Here is a 19,544-nt window from a genome sequence, read left to right as displayed (position 1 = left end):
AAATTCTCATGCTACCCGGCGCACCGGCCAGCACCATCACGCAGTAATGGCCTGCTGGTAGTAGCCCATCAGCTGCTCGCACAGCGCGGGCCAGGTCTTGCCCTGCACGCGGGTCAGCGCTGCGGCGGCGAACTGTTCGAGCGCGCCGTCCGCGATGATCTTCCCCACGGCCCCGGGCAGCTGCTCGGCGAAGCGTTCCGGGTCGAGCAGGAAGCCACTCACCCCGTCCTCGACGAGGTCCACCGGCCCGCCGGCCCGTGGCGCGACCACCGGCAGGCCCGAGGCCTGCGCCTCCTGGATCGCCTGGCAGAAGGTCTCGAAGCGCCCCGGGTGGACGAACACGTCCAGGGACGCGAAGGCCACGGCCAGCTCCTCCCCATAGAGCGCGCCGGTGAACACCGCGGTCGGCATGAGCTTTTCCAGCTCCTCGCGTTCCGGCCCGTCGCCGACGATCACCAGCTGCACGTCTTCACGGTCGTTTAAGGACGTCAGGTTCGCCACATCCTTCTCCGCGGCCAGGCGGCCCACGAAACCCACCAGCTTGCGTGGCTCGGCCGGGGCGGCGGTGCTGCGCTTGGCCTGGCCTTCCTCCCACCACTGGCCGCGCAGCTCCGCGCTGCGCTTGGCGGGATGGAAGCGCTGCGTATCCACGCCCCGGCCCCAGTGGTGCACCCGCTGCACGCCGTGCTCCCGCAGCTGCTCGATCGTCGGCGAGCTCGGCGCGAGGGTCAGGCAAGAGTTGTTGTGCATCGCGCACACCCAGCGCCAGGACATGTTCAGCAGGAAAGTGAGCTTGTAGTGCTCCGTGAAGCCAGGCACGTCCGTCTGATAGACCGCCACCTGTGGCACCTTCAGCGCCTTCGCGGCGAATACGCCCGCCCCGCCGAGGACGAATGGGCTGGCCAGGTGCACCACGTCCGGCTGGAACTGCTTCAGCAGCTTATAGACCCTCGGCAGGGGCACGCCGATGGGCAGGGAGTTGATGGGCGGGAGGTTGACCGCGGGCACCCGGTGGATCGGGAAGCCCGCATAGGTATCGCCGGGGCCCGGTTCGCTGGTGCTGGTTACGGACGCATCCCCGGCGGGAGCATCACCGGCCGGTGGTTGCCAGCCCGGCGGGCGCGGCGCGATGACCATCGCATCGTGCCCTTCCCGCCGCAGGTGCTCCAGCACCCGCAACACCGAATTGGAAACCCCATTGACGATGGGGATGAAGCTCTCCGCGATAATCGCAACCCTCATTGTTCTCCCTGCTGCGCCTTCCATGAGTTTTCTCGCCACCGAACCAGCAGCCACAGACCCCCGCTCAGCACCATCGCCACGACGAGCGAGGAGAGCGCGGGTATCCAGGCCAAGGTCCAGCCACGGCCTTGCACCTTCACATTGCGGGGCTCGGACTTCTGATACTCCACCCGCACCCGCTGGCCCGCCTCCAGGCCGATCGGGTACAGCAAGCCCCGGTCCGGCTGGTGGTAGACCCCGTACTCATCCGGGAAGCGCACGGTGGTCCGCAGTACCCCGACGTTGACGACGTCCGCCGTGGCGAACGCCTGGTCCCTACCGATGCGGTAGTCGTTCAGCGCGGCGGTCGCCACCATCCCCAGGCAGACGGCCGCGGCGAAGGCCGTAAAGGCCGCGACGAGTTGCTTGCCGCGCCGGAAGCGGGTCGGGGTCGGCTGCTCAACGGCCGACTCCTTCCCCACCGCTGACTGTTCCGTGGCCTGCTCGGTGGCCTGCTCGGCGGCCACGGGCTGCTCTACGTTCGCCGGACCCGCCGCGCCCGTTGGCGCGGCCCCCTGCTCGCGGTCCACCGGCTTACTCACCCGGGGTCACCTTGCCCCGGATCAACTTCTCCAGCGCCACGCGCGCACCCCGGTCCACGAAGGCCTCCACAACCAGCACCCCGCCGCCCCGGCGACCCGGCACCAGGCCCAGCTTCTCGCCGGCTTCGCCCTCCAGGTCGCTGTGTTCCAGCGCATCCAACACCTCGGCGAGCTCCGCCGGGTTGTGCACCCCCACCCAGTCCACGCCAGCGGACTCGCACAGCCCAGCCAGCTTCGCGCCCGTGCCGGTGCCGAAGACCCTCTCGAAGGCCGGGGTGCCGTCGTCGAAGCTCCGCAGGCTATCCCCACCCGGCTCGAGGGTCTCGAAGATCGCGCCGCCGTCGTCGTTGGCGACCACAATCACCAGGTTTTCCGGGCTGGGCTCGTCCGGACCAAAGTGCAGCCCGTTGACGTCATGAAGAAAGGAAAGGTCCCCCAGCAGGGCAAACGTCCGCGGGGCGCGGATCGCCGTCGGATCGGCGGAGGCATGCGCCAGGGCCGTACCCACCGCGGTGGACACCAGGCCGTCGATGCCCGCGGCACCACGGTTCGCGACCGTGCGCACCCCGTCGAAGGGCAGGCCCACCCGGGCAATGTCGCGGATCGGCGAAGAAGCGCCGACGAACAGCGCGTCCCCATCGCGCAGGGAATCCGCCAGCACCGCAGCCACGTGCAGCCCGGTGAACGCCCCGTCCTCGGTGGCCTGAGCGATGCCGTCGCGCACCGCCTCTGCACCCAGCTCGGACACACCGCGGCAGACCTGCAGCCAGGACTGCGGCGACTCCCCGGTCAGGCGCACCGTGCTCGCAACCCGGTCGGCGGTCAGCGCCACGTCGGTGGGTTGTTCGACCTCGGTGAGCACCGTGATGGGAATGTCCTCGCTGGCCAGCAGCTGGGTCACCGGGCGGTGCAGGGTCGGCCGACCAAGCACGATGACCTGCTCCGGTCGCGTGGCCGCGGAATACTCCCCGTGGGAAACCAGGCCGGTGGTGAACATCGCGGCCGCCGCCGGGTGCACCGGGAAGTCCGGGGCGGGGCTGGTGGGCTCGGCCAGAACGGGCAGGTCACCGAGCTCCTCCAGCTGCTCGCGGGCCCACGCCCGATCGCTGACCGAACCCGCGATGACGAGGGTCCGCTTGGACGCGTCCACCGTCACCTCACCGTAGGGCAGGCGCGCGGCCTGCTTCGGTAGGACGTAGGTTCGGGCCGGCGCGGTCGGCTGCTCGGCCGCCGTTGCGCGGGCGGGCCCCTCGGCGAGCTGGCGGGCCAGGAGGCTCAGCTGGGTGATGGACTCCGGCACCAGTGGTTCTCGCAGCGGGATGTCGAGGTGCGCCCCACCGCCCCGGGTGGGGTGGGTGGCTGCGCGGAGCAGCTCGTCGACCTTGACCCGGACGCGGCGGACCAGCGGGTTTGTGGTGTCCAGGGCGGCGGCGGGGGCTGCCTCGTCGGCACCGGCCACGGTGTTGGCGCTCGCGGACGGCGCAGCGGCGCTGGCAGTCACGGCGTCGATCGCGGCGTCCAACTCCAGGGTGGCGACCGCGTGGGCGCCGAAGATCTCGCGCTGCTGGATGGTCTGATTAGCCCCCGTCCCCACCATCGACCACGGCCGGTTGGCAGAAAGGATCAGCAACGGGACGTTCGTGGCCGTGGCCTCCACCATGGCGGGCAGGCAGTTAGCCACCGCCGTGCCGGAGGTCATCACGACCGGCACCGGAGTGTCCGAGTACTTCGCCAGGCCCAGGGCCAGGAAGGCCGCGGAGCGCTCGTCGGTGCGCACGTGCAGCCGCAGCCGCCCGGCGCGGCTGGCCTCCGCAAACGCCAAGGCCAGCGGAGCCGAGCGCGAGCCCGGGCACACCACGGCCTCCCGAACCCCGTTGCGAATCAGCTCGTCAACCAGTACCGCGCCAAGCAGTACGGCGGGTGAGGGCTGATCAAGGGTCTCGGGCGTGCTCTGGGGATTGCTGTTTTTCACACCCCATAACCTACGTGACCATGCCCCTGCGGGGCGACGAGCCTGGCTCGGCCTAATCATTGTTCATTAATGCTGAACGTTCATTTTTAGTGAACACGTGTTTCCAACCCCTTTAGCCTCAGAAGGGCCCACGTCCATCCAAAAACATGGAGAACACGCGACTTAACCATCGAAGGCCTCGCGTATTCCCTTCAAGAGGGCTTCGACCTGCTCCTTTCGCGCTTCAAACGGAGTCGGGTGCTCCCCCTCGGCAATAAGATGCTCTGCAAGACCAATCCCCTTATCACCCTCTTCAGCGAAACGATTAACCAATACGCTCGCTTCTCTCATCCCGAGCACCTGAGCGACATCGCTGCCGAGTAGCTGGGCAGCCATGCTAAGAATTAAACCTTCGCGCTCAACTTCATCTGGCGGGTTTTCAACTGCCCCAAACGGCACCAAGTCAATGTCAAAGCCGCTGACCTTGATCGCTTGCCAAGCTCTCCCCGGATAAGCGAAATGCTCCTTGAGGCGATCGAAATCCGCCCAGCTGCGAAGCGCTACCGCAAAATCGATATCCCGCGTCGCCCGGGCTGGCGGGCCTGGCCGGTATTTTTCTTGATGAATATCCCTACACCGCGCCCCCACCAGCATGATCTGATCTAGGTCGATATACCGTCCAAGCGCAGCAAGAACCTCAGCAATATCCTCATTGCTCTCCGACCATTTCATTACCCCACCCCCAGAAGTTCTAGAAATTGATTGTCGATCTTAGCTCTTGCGCGACTTCCAGCAGGCGGGGTTCGTGAGTGCCCACGAGATCCGCATAGATTACTGGCCACGGCGCACATGGCCATTCGCCAAGCACGGTCGCATGATCACTCTGATCCGTCTGATTCGCATCACGGCTTCCTTGGCCAGCGCCCCAAAACGCCGTGCGCACGATGACATTGCCATTGTCTGATCGGCGAATCCGACTGCTCCTCAACAACTCTCTAAGTTCAGCCGAGTCGCGCAAATAAAGATGAACGGTAGTTCCACCTCGGACCAAGTGCGGCACAGCCTGCTCGCCGCTTACCCAGCCCATGGGGTCCATGGCCCCAAATCTGCCCAGATCAGCCTCTCCTCGGAAGATTTCCAGATCAGCACCAAGCCCAGTGGCATAGGACTGCGCCCACGCATCCAGGAGCGCCTTCGGTCGCTCGAAGTAATACCTTCCCCCGAAGCCCGACTTATTGAGGTACCCAGCTTGCGTCAGCAGTTCTAGCGTCTGCGCAGCGCTACCAACGGAGACCCCCGCCTGTCTCGCAACCTCTCGGACAGGAGAGTCAAGCAGTTCCGGGCGATCCAAAATAACCGCGCTCACCTGCGCTCGGCGTGGCGTAAACAAGGAACCGGTAGGCGCCTTAACTTGCGATGCAGCACTCCTTGCTGGCCTTCGCAATCGCCGAGCAGCTTTATCCTGCGGACTTGCCGAAGTTACTTGCGTCCCCCTTTTCAACGGACCCCTATCCCCTTGGTCAACCGGAGGACCCTTCACCCTGCCACGGATATCGAGGTACATCCCGGGGATGGAGATAAAACAATTTCCTCGCTCGTCTGCGAACATAACCCCCGCCCCCCGTAGGAAATCAGCCACCTTAGGCGTAACCCTTGGGGCGAGAAGCAGCATTGGGAGGTCGCTTTCGTCGGCAGTTTTTTCCGCCACCAAAGCCCGTAACCCTTGTGGATCATTCGTCTCAACTTGGCGGGCCATACACTTCGCGGAGGCGTCACCGTGACGCACGAACAGTCCCCCATCCCCGACGCCCTCCTGACCTAGCTCCACGAACTCGAGAGGCACCTCTACAAGGTTGAATATGTCGTTCCAGCGACTGATTTCTTCCCCGTTCATACCGCCACTCTAGCTGATGTTCAGCAATAATGAACGTTCATTTTTAGTGAACACACTTGTCGGCCTCCGGCCGAAAACATCAGCATCGTTAGGGTGAGGTTATGGAGCTATCTTCCCTGGATCGGGGCCACTTCCGCGCGCTCATTATCGGTGCAGGCCAGGCCGGGCTCGCCGTCACCGCCACCGGGCCGGACGCCACGAGCACCACGATCACCACGGACGTCCTCCTCAACGCCACCGGCACCTGGAACAACCCGCACGTGCCACACATCCCTGGCATCGAAACCTTCCGCGGCCGCCAGCTGCACACGAAGGATTACACCCGCAAGGAGGACTTCGCGGGCCTGCGCACCCTCGTCGTCGGTGGCGGACTGTCGGCCGTTCAGTTCCTCCTGGAGCTCCAGGAAGTGAGCGAAACCATCTGGGCCAACCCCCGGGCACCGAGGTGGATGCCGACGTCATCTTCTGGAACACCGGATTCCGTCACTCCCTGCGCCACCTCGCCCCACTGAAGCTGCGGGGACCGGGCGGAGGAATCCTCATGGACGGCGAAGTGCGCGTAGCCAAGGACCCGCGGGTGCTGCTGGTCGGCTATGGCTCCACCGCCTCGACGGTGGGCGCGACTCGCGCCGGCAGGCGCGCCGGTCAGGCCGCCGTCCGCTATCTCGAGTCCCGGTAGCCCGGCGTTCGCTTCAGGACGTCAACCTGATGCTGCGATTGGCATTGCTGCGAGGTGTTGCCGGGTTGTTACTAGTTGTTCCGGAGTTGTTTTCCGGCACGCCGAAACAACTTTGAAACAACTTACGAACAACTATTGTGGCCAGCCCGACCCTTCATCTCATTATTCCCCCAGGTCACGAAGCCTACGGAAGTTGTTTCAAAGTTGTTTTTATTGTTCCAGGATTGTTGCCAAGCTATTTACTCCGACGCCCCAATCCAGCGTGTGTTTGACCCACGCTGCGGGCCGGCCGGGTCAATACGCGCCACCCCGCGCTCCCGCAGTTTCCGCAAGATCTTCGTCACTTCGGAGCGCTCTATACCCAAAATCTCGGCGGCTTCTGCTGCGCGTACCGTGCCAGTTCGCAGCTGCTCTTCCAACCACTCTTCTGTAGGCATCGTCGCAGCACTAGCAAACTGGGGCTGGGCACCACCCGAAGAAGCTGTCCCCTGCTGAACCGCCCTTCCCAAAACCCATTCATCCGCCCCCTGGAGCCGCGCTACCACCCCAATGTCTTGGAGCGACTCCATCAGTTCGGCGGCTTCCATTGAAGAAATTTGCGCAAGCCGTTCAACCTGATTCTTCGTGATCCGAGGCGCGCTCCACAGCTGCTTTAAGACAATGAGAGTGCCCACGCTCCTCACGGCCTCGCCATCAGGTAGCTTCTCCAGTTCATGAAGCATCTTGATAAAACCCACATCGGGCTTACCTGCTGAAAGAATCACCTCAACGAAGGTTTCCTCAGCACGCACTTCCGGAACTTCCCGACCTGTTCCAATCATTGCAGACCACATGCGGTCAAAACCGCGCGACGATTCCTCAGCCAGGCCGAGCCCACGCATTACCGCCATAAGGCGACTATTCCGCGGCACCGATTGAGTCGTCAGCAAGTGATCCCGATCAACCCCCGGCGGCAGAGGACCCGGGGACCAAATCTTCAGAGTACGAGGCGTCTGGTCAACAACCACGGGGCGACTGATTTGCCAGTCCCTATGAATGAAGGCATTCGTGACGGCCTCGTCAATCGCCTGGGCAGGGAAGCGTGGGATCGCGGTTTCCTGCCCATCATCAAACTGCACTCTTTCAATTTCTTGACTTGCGCGCTCCCTGATTAGGCGGCGCAGCCGGGGAAGTGCAGTCAACAGCGGTTCACTGATCTCGCTCACTTCAGGATCGGCCCCCACGATGGGTCTCCAGAAATACTGAACCGTCAGGGCAGGCTTGTCCGGTGGCAGCATGAGGATCTCTGCCGCCCTCTTGAGCGAACCATCATGGCCCACGAGCCCCAGTTCACGAAGGAGCCCGCTGGCACCTTTCGGCACATAATCCGACCCGTCTTCCCTGGACCGTTTCCCCCTCAACAGTCGGCGAGCCTCTTCCAGGACTGGCAGCTCGATGTCCTGAACCTGGAGCCTCGAGCTCCCGTTTGAATAATCGGGGTTCGCCCTTTCCCGAACCAACGCTTGCCGTTCTGCCTCCAGCAGCGGCTCACAACTCGTGCCCCGCCGCCGCTTCACCTGGCCTTGGGTGCGGGTATACATGGTCAATGCTTCTGGGATACGGATCACAACAAGGCGACTACCGTGATACTCAAGTTCAGATGCTTCAACCCTCAGTTGCTGCTGAGTACCATGAAGAATCTTTCTCTCAATGGTTAAGGTATCCAAGTCCGTCCCCGTAAACGCTTCAGGTCCGGTCAGCTTGTCACTGATACCCACGATGATGTGCCCCATAGCGGACTCCCCATTAGCCAGGCACACCGCCTCATCAATGAGCTTTTCTACAAGTTGTGCCCGATGCTTATCGGCCTTCGAAGGCGCATACTGAACCCGGGCAGGGTCCTCTTTGATCTCTAGGGTCTCCGATTCGACATTGCCAGCCGAATCTCCGTTCCAAATAGCTTCTAGAGCCTCTGCAACATCCTCAGGCAGCCACGGTGTCGCATCGTCAATCATGGGGGATTCCATATGTGAAGTATACATTTCCCCAGGAAGTTGTTTTAGAGACGCCACCCACCCCAGCGAAACAACTTTGAAACAACTTACGAACAACTATTGTGGCCAGCCCGACCCTTCATCTCATTATTCCCCCAGGTCAAGAAGCCTCCGGCGGTTGTTTCAAAGTTGTTTCTAGTTGTTTTGGGATGCTCCCCTAGCGGGCGTCACGATCCCAGTTGAACGGCTGCAGCCTCCATCCTGCGGATCCACCACTGCCGACGCTCCGCGTCCACCGCGTAGCGCTCCAGCACCGCTGAGTCCGGCTGGGTCGCGCCCGTGAGCATCGCGCCATCCCTGATCTCCCGCACCCCCACGTCCGCAGTGAACAGCGAGCCCGTCGCCAAGCCCGCCGCATTCGGCCCAGCCTGGCCGAACACCCCGGCGCCCTTCCCCACCTGCGCCACCAGGGCAGCAGCCTGCAGGCCCGCACCAATGCCCACGGCGGTATCCAGCGCGGAGCTAAGCGTCAGACTCACCCCGTGGGCCGCCACCTGGCGCGCGACCGCCACGACCTGGTCGATGCCGCCCAGCGGGGCGACCTTCACCACGGCCACATCGCACGCCCCGGCCTCCACCACGGCCAGCGGGTCCGATGCCTTGCGGATCAGCTCGTCGGCGGCGATCCGCACCGGGGAACCACCCGGCGCGATCCCCTCATCGGCCAACCGCTGCCGAAGTTCCGCGAGCTCCGCCACCGTCGCGCAGGGCTGCTCCACGTAATCCAGGTCCTCCCCCGCCACATCTTCGGCCGCCAACTGCGAGATCACCGCCAGCGCCTGTTCCACCGACCAGCCCGCGTTCGCATCCACTCTGATCCGGGGCCGGGCGACCCCGTGCTCGGCGAACCAGGCCCGCACGGCTCGCACGCGCGCCACATCCTGAGCCAGAGCAACATCAAAGCCCTGCTCCCGCAGCACGGCCGGCTCAGCGACCTTCACCTTCACCGTCGTGCACCCCGGGTAACGGGCCATCAGCTCCCCCACCTGCTGCGGATTCGCCTGCGCATCCACCGCGGGCATCGTGGCGTTCACCGGCACCGCGACCCCCGCCGGGACCTGCAACGCGGCATGATCCGCTAAGGCACCCTGCGGCCGGGCGGTGGCGTCGTTGTCCAAAAGAAGGGAATGGACCACCGCACTGCGCAACCAGCGGGAAGACTCCGCGGGGCCGTATTCCAGGAAGGGCGCGAACTCCACCCACCCGCCGGCGGTGGGCACGAGCATCGCCTCGCGGGTATCGATGCCGCGGAAGCGCGTGCGCATCGGCAGGGCCACCACGTGCGCGTGCTCGCGGGCGTGACGAAGGAACTGGTCGAGCTGCTGCTGAGTGATATTCACGCCACCCACCCTAGGCGAGCGACCAGACACCTAATATGGGCAGGCATGAGCGAAAACAAGGTTTCCGAGATCTTCGACCCCACCGCCTGGCGCGAGGTTGAGGGATTCAACTTCACCGACATCACCTACCACCGCCACACCGGCGAGGGCCGCGCCAACGGCATCGTCCGCATCGCCTTCGACCGGCCGGAGGTGCGCAACGCCTTCCGCCCGCACACCGTCGACGAGCTGTACCGCGCACTCGACCACGCGCGCCGCACCCCGGACGTCGGCACCATCCTGCTGACCGGCAACGGCCCGTCCCCGAAAGACGGCGGCTGGGCGTTCTGCTCCGGCGGTGACCAGCGCATCCGCGGCCGTTCCGGTTATCAGTACGCCACCAGCCACGATTCGGACGTCGCCGCCGCTGGTGCCGAGGGCGTGGACGAGGCCCGTGCGAAGGTCGAGGGCGGTCGCCTGCACATCCTGGAGGTCCAGCGGCTGATCCGCACCATGCCGAAGGTCGTGATCTGCCTAGTCAACGGCTGGGCCGCCGGTGGCGGGCACAGCCTGCACGTGGTCTGCGACCTGACCCTGGCGTCCCGCGAGCACGCGAAGTTCAAGCAGACGGACGCGGACGTCGGCTCCTTCGACGCCGGCTATGGTTCCGCGTACCTGGCCAAGCAGGTGGGCCAGAAGTTCGCCCGCGAGATCTTCTTCCTCGGCGAGGCCATCGACGCCGAGACGATGCACCAGATGGGTGCCGTGAACCGCGTGGTGGACCACGCCGACCTGGAGACCACCGCGATCGAGTGGGCGCGGAAGATCAACACGAAGTCCCCGACAGCGCAGCGCATGCTGAAGTTCGCCTTCAACCTGACCGACGATGGCCTGATGGGCCAGCAAGTTTTCGCTGGCGAGGCCACCCGCCTGGCCTACATGACCGACGAGGCCGTGGAGGGCCGCGACTCCTTCCTGGAGAAGCGCGAGCCGAACTGGGACGAGTTCCCGTACTACTACTAGGTCTTGTGGCCGGTCGGCGCTAGCCGCGCAGCTTATTCCACGCCGGGGGCATCGGGGCCTGTACGTCCAGCTCCTCGCCACTCGGCAGGGGGACCACCAGTCGGGAGGCGTGCAGCATCAGCATCCGCATGCCTTTCTCCGCGGCCGCCTGGTTCACTGCCTTATCCCCGTAGCGGGAATCCCCGATGATCGGGTGGCCCAAGTGCTGCAGGTGCACGCGGATCTGGTGCTTCCGGCCGGTCAGTAGTTGAGCCTCCACGAGCGTTCCCGCACGCCCCCAGGGCTTCTTCACCCACAGCTTCGTCTCCGCCTGCTGCCCGGCGCGGCGATCCACCACCGTGGCCGACCCCGTCTTCCGCAGCGGGGCATCAATCCGTCGCGGCTGCTTGCCCGACTTTTTCACGGCGCCACTGACCACCGCCAGGTAATAGCGCTGGATGTCCTCCCCGCCCTCACGCAGGAGGGACTGCAGGTGGCGCAACATCTTCGAATTCTTCGCCACGATCAGCAGGCCAGAGGTCTCCTTATCCAGCCGGTGCGCCAGCTCCAGCTCCTTATCCTCCGGCCGCAACACGCGCAGCGCCTCGATCACCCCAGCCTTGACTCCACTGCCCACGTGCACGGCGATGTTGGCGGGTTTATTCACGATGAGCAGATCATCGTCCTCAAAAACAATGTGCCGGGACAGCCTGCGGGCCAGCTGCTCCGCGGCCTTACGATCCCCCGCGGGCTTCGGCTTCGCCTCAGCGACCTCGAGGGTGGGCAGGTGGACCTTATCGCCGGCGACAGTGCGCTGGTCGGGCTTGCACTTCGCGCCGTTGACCGTGATCTGCTTGGTGCGCATCATGCGGAACAGCACCGTGGCGGGCACGCCCTTGACCTGCGAACGGATGTATTTGTCCAGGCGGCGATCCGCCTGGGAGTCGCTCACGATCAGGGTCTGAGGTTCGGAATGCTTCATGGTGGCTCTGGGCTCTATCTGTAGCAGATCGGGCGGGCGTCCCCACCCGCCTGCTCATAGTCGCAGCGCCGGCCCGCGGCCCGCGGCTAGAGCTCGAAGCGCTCCCACACCCGCTGCGAGGCCGGATCGCGGTTCCCCAGGACCTTGTCGAGCAGCTTCCACAGGCCGTGCCCGAAGAGCTTAACTAGGCCCCGGCGCTCGCTGGCAGGAACCGGGCGCACCGCCTGCTCTGGCTGGCCCAGGTAATTGCCGATCTCGCGGGTCAGGTCTGCGGTGATCCAGTCATCCACCCGCACCCCGTCGATCGTGGTGAACGCCCGGGATTCACCGCGGTAGACGAAGTGGCGGTCGAACATCCCGAGCGCCTGAGGGACGGCCGCCGCGACCGCGGGGTCTAAGGCCAGGCGCACCAGCCCGATCGTCGTGTCCACGGCGGTGCTGCCCGTCGCCCCCGGCTCGTGGGTGGCGAAGCCCTTCGCCTTCAGGTAGCTCAGCATGTCCTGCACCTCGTGGGCGGCGAGGTTCATCGTGTTGCGCTGTGCCTGGTTCAGCCGGGGGTTCCCCGCCGCTGCCCGCAGCGCATCGCCGACGCCACGTGGGTCGCTGTGACCCAGGGCGACCGCCAGCCGCGGGGCCACCGGTGCCACCGCGATCAGGAAGCTGCCGTCGGTGAGCATGGAATCCATCGCCACCACCGGGGTGACCTCGTAGGGCTCCGGGTCGGCCTGCTGCGCCCACTGCCCGACCGTGGCAAGCAGCCCGCCCGGCGGGATGTCACAGGCCGGATCCCCCTGGCTGCAGATGCTGCGCACCTTGCCCTCGTAGCGGTCAAAGGTCCCCGCCGGGCGGGAGCCCAACAGGCCCGTGTGCTGCTCCGAGATCGGCCCGTGGTTCGTGGTGATGAGGGTGGCGCCATCGTTGTTGCCCCGGCGCGGATCCGCCAGCAGGTACGCCGCGATCACCTTCTCCGCCTGCTCCGGGGAAAGATGCATCAACACATCACCAGTGACGTGCGCGCCCTGGGAGAATCCCGCGAGCGCGAACGCGGTATCCGGGCACGCGGCCGAGACGTCATCGATCCGCGCCCGCACTTTCTCGACGCCATCCGCCGCAGAAGCCGCGTAGTTCGGGAACCTCGGCAGGCCGATCTTTTCGTTGCTGCCCACGATGCCTGCGCTGCCGTAATAGGGCAGCTGCCAGCTCCGCACGCCCTCGAAGCGCTGCTCGGCAAGCTTGCTGAAATTCGTGCCCACCACGAAGCCCCGCGGGACATTCGGGTCATCGCCCGGGTGGGCGTCCCCGGACCCAGCAGCGGTGATGACCTCCACGGCAGGGCAGGACGCGATCGGCGTGGGGGTGACGTCCTGAATAGGGCTCGCACCCGCCTGCGGGACCGCAACAGCAGCGGCGACGAGCGGGAGGGAAACAAGGCAAGACACAAGGCGACGCATGGGCAATAGTGTATTGCGCACGCTCCGGCGCTCAACGGTGAGCCCCGGCAGTACACCGCTGGTCAGCGGGGCGACACCTCGCAGCCGGGAGACACCCCCGCCACGCAGCCAAGTAGAGTCGGACGGGTGAGTACTAATAATGAGACGCAAGAACTAGGCCGCTTCGGCGACCGCGGGGACGGACACTCGAAGTTCATTTACCCCGCGAAGATCGACGACGGCACCGGCATGGCAACGCTCGAGGCCTTTGAGGTCTCTGCGAAGAATCTCAAGGCCGCGCGCGGCATGCTCTCCCAGGTGCTGGACGGTCGCAGCTCGATCCTTCCGGTCCCCGCCGCCGACTCCCCGGACGCGGGTGCCAGCGACGAGCTGAAGAAGGTCATGCGGGCAGGCGAGCCGGTCGAGGCCGGCACACTCGTGGCCACCACCTCCGGGTCCACGGGCACCCCGAAGGGCGCGCTGCTCTCCGCCGCGAACCTGCGCTCCTCCGCCCGCGCCACCGAGCAGGTGCTGCGCAAGAAGGTGAAGGTGGAGCCGGGCCCGTGGCTACTGGCGCTGCCGGCCCACCACATCGCGGGCCTGCAGGTGATTCTGCGTGGCATGATGGCTGGTTTCACCCCGGTCGCGACCACCGCGTTGATCGAGGGCACGGGCTTTAGCGTGTCCGGTTTCGCAGCCGACGCCGCCGCGCTGAAGCAGCGCTTCCCGCACGAGGATCTGCACACCTCCCTGGTCCCACCGCAGGTGCACTCCCTGCTGGAGTCCGAGGAAGGCGTCGAGGCGCTGAAGCTCTTCGGCGCGGTCCTCATCGGCGGTGCGGCGCTGGGCGATAAGGCCCGCCAGCAGCTGGACGAGGCGGGCGTGAACTACGTCCTCACCTACGGTTCCAGCGAGACCAGCGGCGGGATGGTCTACGACGGCCAGGCGCTGCCGGGTGCGTCCGTGCGCATCGAGGACGCGGACGCCAACGGCGCCGGACGCATCGTCCTCGAAGGTCCGATGGTCGCCCGCGGTTACCGCAACAACGACGAGGACTGCTTCCCCGAGCTCGGGGTCTACCGCACCAGCGACATCGGCGCCCTGGACGGGAACACATTACAGGTGCTGGGTCGGGCCGACGGCGCGATCAACACCGGTGGCGTGAAGGTTCTGCCCGAGCAGTCGGAGAACGCCACCCGCTCCCACGCTGTTGTGAACGGCGAGGCGGTCTCCGAGGTCTGTGTCTCTGGTGTTTCCGACGAGCACTGGGGCGAGGCCGTGGTCGCCGTGCTGCGCACCGCTGGTACTGAGGCTTCCGGCGATCCGGTGGAGGTCACCGACGCCGTGCGCTCCTCCATGCGGGAGGCCGGTTGCGCGGATTACCTCATCCCGCGCCGCGCCTTCGCTGTCGCGGAGCTGCCGAAGACCGGCCCGGGCAAGCTGGATCGCATCGCGATCGCGGAGCTCGCCCGCCAGGCCTGCGCCGCGAACTAGCGGTTGTCCGTCACCACCCGCAGCGCGGAGACTGCCGCACCGTCCGTCTCCTGCAGCATCAGCGGGTCGGTGCGCGGCATGGGGGAAATCGTCATATCCGCGCGCATGTCCTGCAGCGGGATGCCGACCATGTGCACCCGCGGATCAACCTGCCCGTCCTCGTGGATCAGCCGGCTCGTCGCCAGCTCGACCTCTGGGGCGCGGGAGGCGGTGCCATCGCCGCGCAGCCAGGTGCGCATCCGGCCGGCGTCCTTGAGCTGCTGGCTCAGCGGATCCGCGGTGCTGCGCACGTCCGGCTTGTGCAGCCACGCATCCACCAGGGTGCGGGACTCCACCGGCTCCTCCCGGGTCACCGGGGAGGTCATGACGAACGCAGGCGTCTCGGGGTCGATCACCATCGTCGGGTGCGCGCCCAGGAAGCGGACGTAGCCGGCGTCCACCAGGCACAGCAGCTCTGCGGTGCGGAAGGCCGGCGGCCCGGAGCCCACCATCTGGCCCACGCGCTTGAGCTCCGCATAGGCACCTCGGCGAGATTCGGTGGTGAACCGGCCGGGCTCGTCCACGACGGCAGCGGGCTTGCGGGCCGAGCCGATGACCTGCAGGCCCATCTTCACCGCCGACTCGCGCGCGGACTGAGCCTCGGAAAGATCCGCGGCCAAACCATCGGCAATGCACGCGGTGAGCTCGTCGATGCTCTGGCCCGCCTCCCCGGCCTGCTCCGCGAAACGCGCGACGGGGTCGGCGTGATACGGCAGGTCGAAGCGGTTTTCTTGCGCCACCAGCCCGTCCAGTCGGGTGTCCTCGTGCAGCCGCCACGGGTCGGTCTCCGGGTCGTCGATGATCTCGCCGACCTTTTTTAGGACGTCAGGTTCGGCTGCCAGCAGAACCCGGTAGTAGGCCTCTTGTGAGTCCCGCAGGATCGCCGGCCACAGGGTCTCACCGAAGTCCAGGCTATTCGCCGGAATCTGTGCGAGATCCAGCTCCGCGACGGCGGCCTTGAAGCGAGGCAGCCAGGCCGCGGGTGGCAAAGAGCCGAAGACCGGCTTCGGCTGGTACGGGTAGCCGTGGTGGGAGGTGACCACGAGCTTCGGCTCCCGGCCAGAGGGCTCGTAGCGCAGCCCCGAGCGGGCGTCGGCGTCCGGAATAAACCGCCCGCCACGGTCGATGGTGAGCATGGCCATGAGGTCGAAGAAGCCCATCCCCAGGCCGCGGACCAGCACCTCCTCCTGGGACTCCTCCCAGCTGGGGATCTGGCTGATCTGCTGGTCGGCGGGGTTGCCGGGGCGAACCCAGGTGAGGGCCGGGTGCATGTCCACGGCGGAAGCGGTGAAGCTCTCCAACGCATCCGGGGTGGTGTCGGCCCAGCCGATGGCGAGCACGGTGGCATCCGCGAGGATCGTGGTGCCGTTGTCCAGCGTGATGCGGTCACGGGTGGGATGGCCTTCGCCGTTGCCCGCTTCGGCGTCGGCCCCGGCTGCGGAGCTTCCCGGCACCTCCTCGATCTTGGTGGCGCGGGCGAGGTGCTGGTGCACCGACATCCCCTCGGGGAGCAGCCCCAACACCACGCTGAAAACCCAACGCAGATACTCGCCGTAGAGGGCTCGGCTGGGGTGTGATTCGGGCCGGGTTTCGGCGATCTCCGTGACGTATTCCGCCAGGGACCACCCAGCACCCACGGTTGAGGCGGATTCTCCGGCCTCCGAGGTTGTCTCCGACAGCGGCTCCGCAGCCTGGGCCCCATCATTATCCGAGGTCAACGGGTTGCGCTCGACCCCAACACTCAGCGGAAGGCTAGTGAACAGATCTGTCTTTTTTCCGCCCGGATCCCGCTCTGAGTCCAGCTCTTCACCGCGGATGAGCATGATCCACTCGTGCATGGTCGGCCCCTCCACCACAGGTGCTGTAACGGTTGCTCCGGGCTCAGTGAAGAGGGTGACCGCATCGGCCAGAGTGTTCATGCACAGGGTCTTGGTCTGGTCTGTGCGCCAGACTTTCCCCTCCCCCGGCCGCACCTCGTCAACCACATGAATGTCCAGGTGATTGAGGGTTTTGCTTGGATCGAGCTGGCGGTATTCGGCGGCGAGGCGCTCCAGGATGGAAATGCCTCGCGGGCCACCTCCGATGATCGCGATGGTGGGCGTTGAATCGGTCATGGTCCTTGGGCTGGTCATGTAGGCCATCTTATCGTGAAGGTTTTCCCGTGATACCCTAGCCCTCACCCCTTATAGACAGATCTGTTCATTTTTATCCACAGGAGGGAATACCTATGTCCCCCGGCTTGCCCCGCACCCAGGGCACGTCCAGGCGCCACACCCGGCGCCCCATCAGATCGGTGATCACCCTGCTCACCGCCGTCGTCCTTGGCCTCGGCGGACTCACCGCCTGCAGCAGCGCCGGTGGTTCCGAGGACAACCCCGCCGAGCTGACCTACCTCGATTCCCTCCCCTTCAACAACCTCTACCCGCCGACCGCGGGCTTCTACCCCAACGGCGGGGTCGTCAACAACATCACCGACCGGCTGCTGTGGCAGGACCCGGACACCCTCGAGCTCCACCCGTGGATCGCCACCGACCTGCCGGAGGTCAACGAGGACGCCACCGAGTTCACCTTCCGCCTGCGCGACGGGGTCACCTACTCCGACGGCACCCCGCTGGACGCGGAGAACGTCGTCAAGAACTTCGACCTCTTCGGCCTCGGGAACACGGAGAACAAGCTCACCGCCTCCGAACAGATCAGCTCCTACGAGCGCGGCGAGGTTATCAACGATTCCACCGTTCGCTTCCACTTCAGCGAGCCCGAGCCCGGCTTCCCCCAGGCCGCCAGCTCCATCAACGCCGGGCTGCTGGCCAACGCCTCCCTGGATATGACGGACGAGGGTTTCGCCCCTGGTTCTGCCCGCAAGGTCATCGGCTCCGGCCCCTTCGTCATCACCGGCGAGAAACGGAACCGCGAACTAACCTTGAGCGCCCGGGAGGACTACGACTGGGCGCCACCGGTCTTCGCCGAGCGCGGCCTGAACACCGGGCGTCCGGAGCTGGACACCGTGCGCGTCGTCGTCGCCAAGGAGGACAGCGTCCGCGTCGGTGGACTCAAGGCCGGGCAGGCGGACATCGCCCGCCAAATCGAGGCCCCGGAGGAAAAGCACCTCGCCAAGGCCGGAATCAACATCCACGCAGCACCGACCAACGGCGTGAACAACGGCCTGGCCTTCCGCTTCCGCCACCCGCTGCTGCAGGACATCCGGGTGCGCCAGGCGATCATCGCCGGCGTGGACCGCGAGAAGATCCTGCGCACCCTGTTCTCCGACTCCTACCCGCTGGCCACCTCCACCCTCGCCCACACCGCGCAGGGCTACGAGGCGCAGAAGGGTGCCTACGAGTTCAACCCGGATAAGGCCCGCACGCTCCTCGACGAGGCTGGCTGGACCGTCGGGCACGACGGTATCCGCACCAAGGACGGCAAGCGCCTGCGCCTCGTCGTCAACGACGCCCCACAGCAACCCCGCACCCGGGAGGTCGTCACGATGCTGCAGCAACAACTGCGTGCCGTCGGCATCGACGCGCAGCTGCACCCCGGCGACGTCGCCGCCCAAAAGGCAGCCCAGACGGACGAGAACCAGGTGCAGCTCAACCTCACGATGGTGGGCCGCGCCGACTACGACGTCATTAAAAGCCAGTACTACTCCGATAACCGCAACGCGCTGCTGAACATGCACCCCGACGAGTCCATCGGCGATGAGAAACTCCAGCAGCTCCTGCTCGACGTCGCCCAGTCCCCCACCGAGGAGGAGCGCGCGCGAGCGTCCAAGGCGGTGCAGAAGCACCTGACCGATAACGCCTACGTCCTGCCCTTCTTCGAGGAACCGCAGGTCTTCGGCGTGCACCCACACGTCCACGGCTTCCGCGCCGAGAGCATCGGCCGGCCCTGGTTCTACCTGACCCGAAAGGAGGCCCAGCCATGACCGGCCGCCAGATCCTCGCCCGCATCGGCCAGGCGATTCTCGTGCTGTGGGCCACCTTCACCCTCGCGTTCATCCTGCTCACCGCACTGCCCGGGGATGCCGTGGCCACCCGCTACGCCGACCCTGAGCTCGGGCTCTCCCCGGCTCAGATCCAGCAGATGCGCGACGTGTACGGCGCCGACGAGCCCATCCTCGTGCGCTACATCAACTCCCTCACCGGCGCGCTGCGCGGGGACTTCGGAAACTCCCTAATGAACGGCGAGTCCGTGACCAGCGCCCTGGGCGCTGCCCTGCCAAACACGCTCGCCCTGGCGTTCGTGGCCTTCGTACTCGCCAGCGTGATCGCCCTGGTCCTGGCCACGCTCGCTGCCCCGGGCCGCAACAACCGTGTCAGCCGCTGGCTGGCCAATGCTCTGGCGAGCGTCCCCTCCCTGCTGATCGCACTGCCCCCGTTCTGGCTGGGCATCATCCTGATCCAGGTGTTCAGCTTCTCGCTGGGGTGGGTCCCCGTCATCGACGCCTCCCCGTCCCAGTCGATCATCCTGCCCGCCATCGCCATCGCCCTGCCGCTCTCCGCACCGATGGCCCAGGTGTTGCTCCGCGGGATTCAGGACGCCTCGGCCCAGCCTTTCGTCACCGTGGTGCGGGCCCGTGGGGCCAGCCACCACTGGGTGCTGTGGCGCAATGTCCTGCGCAACGCGATGCTTCCCGCACTGACCATCGCCGGGCTGACCTTCGGTGAGCTCATCGGCGGCGCCGTGGTCACCGAGGCCGTGTTCAGCCGCGCCGGCATCGGCGCGATGACCGTGGACGCCGTATCTAACCGCGATACCCCGGTGCTCATGGCCGTCGTCGTCATCAGTGCCGCCGCCTACGTGCTGGTCAACCTGGCCGTCGATCTGCTGTACCCGGTGCTCGACCCCCGGCTGCGCAGCCGGAGCGCACAACCCGCCACCGTGAATGGGAGGGGCTAAAA

Annotated in this window: 14 protein-coding genes and 1 pseudogene; 5 read left to right on the top strand and 10 right to left on the bottom strand. The window is 66.0% G+C overall.

From position 1 onward, the window contains the following. Positions 1 to 36: 36 nt before the first annotated feature. The 5 genes from QP140_RS04265 to QP140_RS10410 all read right to left on the bottom strand — a co-directional run bounded on the left by QP140_RS04265 (position 37) and on the right by QP140_RS10410 (position 5,338). Entirely contained in the window at positions 37 to 1,242 is a 1,206-nt protein-coding gene (locus tag QP140_RS04265; RefSeq protein ID WP_284758384.1) for a glycosyltransferase family 4 protein, read from the bottom strand. After that, positions 1,239 to 1,823 (bottom strand): hypothetical protein, encoded by a 585-nt coding sequence (locus QP140_RS04260; protein WP_284758382.1) that lies wholly within the window; start codon positions 1,821 to 1,823, stop codon positions 1,239 to 1,241. Before QP140_RS04260 ends, QP140_RS04265 begins: the two co-directional genes overlap by 4 nt. Beyond that, positions 1,816 to 3,795 (bottom strand): 2-succinyl-5-enolpyruvyl-6-hydroxy-3-cyclohexene-1-carboxylate synthase, encoded by a 1,980-nt coding sequence (gene menD / locus QP140_RS04255; RefSeq protein ID WP_284758381.1) that lies wholly within the window; start codon positions 3,793 to 3,795, stop codon positions 1,816 to 1,818. The genes QP140_RS04260 and menD overlap by 8 nt, the downstream gene beginning before the upstream one ends. A gap of 162 nt (positions 3,796 to 3,957) precedes the next feature. Beyond that, on the bottom strand, positions 3,958 to 4,506 hold the full coding sequence (locus tag QP140_RS04250; RefSeq protein ID WP_284758379.1) for a hypothetical protein: 549 nt from the start codon (positions 4,504 to 4,506) through the stop codon (positions 3,958 to 3,960). Between the two features lie 19 nt (positions 4,507 to 4,525). Then, entirely contained in the window at positions 4,526 to 5,338 is an 813-nt protein-coding gene (locus QP140_RS10410) for a type IV toxin-antitoxin system AbiEi family antitoxin (RefSeq protein WP_442874999.1), read from the bottom strand. Between the two features lie 545 nt (positions 5,339 to 5,883). Here QP140_RS10410 and QP140_RS04245 point away from each other — a divergent pair. Beyond that, positions 5,884 to 6,347: pseudogene (locus QP140_RS04245) on the top strand (NAD(P)/FAD-dependent oxidoreductase); the annotation flags it as partial. Positions 6,348 to 6,586: 239 nt separating this feature from the next. Here QP140_RS04245 and QP140_RS04240 read toward each other — a convergent pair. Then, positions 6,587 to 8,341, bottom strand: coding sequence for an ATP-binding protein (locus tag QP140_RS04240; protein WP_284758377.1), 1,755 nt, complete (start codon positions 8,339 to 8,341; stop codon positions 6,587 to 6,589). Positions 8,342 to 8,547: 206 nt separating this feature from the next. Then, positions 8,548 to 9,720, bottom strand: coding sequence for an o-succinylbenzoate synthase (locus QP140_RS04235; protein ID WP_284758375.1), 1,173 nt, complete (start codon positions 9,718 to 9,720; stop codon positions 8,548 to 8,550). Between the two features lie 45 nt (positions 9,721 to 9,765). Between QP140_RS04235 and QP140_RS04230 the strand changes: the two genes are divergently transcribed. Then, positions 9,766 to 10,722, top strand: a complete 957-nt coding sequence (locus tag QP140_RS04230; protein ID WP_148811600.1) for a 1,4-dihydroxy-2-naphthoyl-CoA synthase — start codon at positions 9,766 to 9,768, stop codon at positions 10,720 to 10,722. Between the two features lie 19 nt (positions 10,723 to 10,741). On the opposite strand, the gene QP140_RS04225 is transcribed toward QP140_RS04230, so the two are convergent. Further along, a complete protein-coding gene (locus tag QP140_RS04225) occupies positions 10,742 to 11,683 on the bottom strand; it encodes an RluA family pseudouridine synthase (protein WP_284758373.1) in 942 nt (313 codons plus the stop codon). Between the two features lie 86 nt (positions 11,684 to 11,769). Continuing rightward, positions 11,770 to 13,134 (bottom strand): cutinase family protein, encoded by a 1,365-nt coding sequence (locus QP140_RS04220; RefSeq protein WP_284758372.1) that lies wholly within the window; start codon positions 13,132 to 13,134, stop codon positions 11,770 to 11,772. Positions 13,135 to 13,260: 126 nt separating this feature from the next. Between QP140_RS04220 and QP140_RS04215 the strand changes: the two genes are divergently transcribed. Beyond that, complete coding sequence (locus tag QP140_RS04215; RefSeq protein ID WP_284758371.1) at positions 13,261 to 14,607, top strand: AMP-binding protein; 1,347 nt, start codon at positions 13,261 to 13,263, stop codon at positions 14,605 to 14,607. On the opposite strand, the gene QP140_RS04210 is transcribed toward QP140_RS04215, so the two are convergent. After that, complete coding sequence (locus QP140_RS04210; RefSeq protein WP_284758369.1) at positions 14,604 to 16,760, bottom strand: FAD/NAD(P)-binding protein; 2,157 nt, start codon at positions 16,758 to 16,760, stop codon at positions 14,604 to 14,606. The two genes, QP140_RS04215 and QP140_RS04210, sit on opposite strands and share 4 nt — an antisense overlap. 113 nt (positions 16,761 to 16,873) lie before the next feature. On the opposite strand from QP140_RS04210, the gene QP140_RS04205 reads away from it, so the two are divergent. After that, positions 16,874 to 18,568: a TIGR04028 family ABC transporter substrate-binding protein gene (locus QP140_RS04205; RefSeq protein WP_284758368.1), complete on the top strand. Its 1,695-nt coding sequence runs from the start codon at positions 16,874 to 16,876 to the stop codon at positions 18,566 to 18,568. After that, a complete protein-coding gene (locus QP140_RS04200) occupies positions 18,565 to 19,542 on the top strand; it encodes an ABC transporter permease (protein WP_284758367.1) in 978 nt (325 codons plus the stop codon). Before QP140_RS04205 ends, QP140_RS04200 begins: the two co-directional genes overlap by 4 nt. The last annotated feature ends 2 nt before the right edge of the window (positions 19,543 to 19,544 follow it).

It is taken from the genome of Corynebacterium sp. UMB9976 (genome assembly GCF_030212265.1).
In the GTDB taxonomy this organism is placed as follows: Bacteria; Actinomycetota; Actinomycetes; order Mycobacteriales; family Mycobacteriaceae; genus Corynebacterium.
This window is presented reverse-complemented; position numbering and strand designations above follow the sequence as displayed.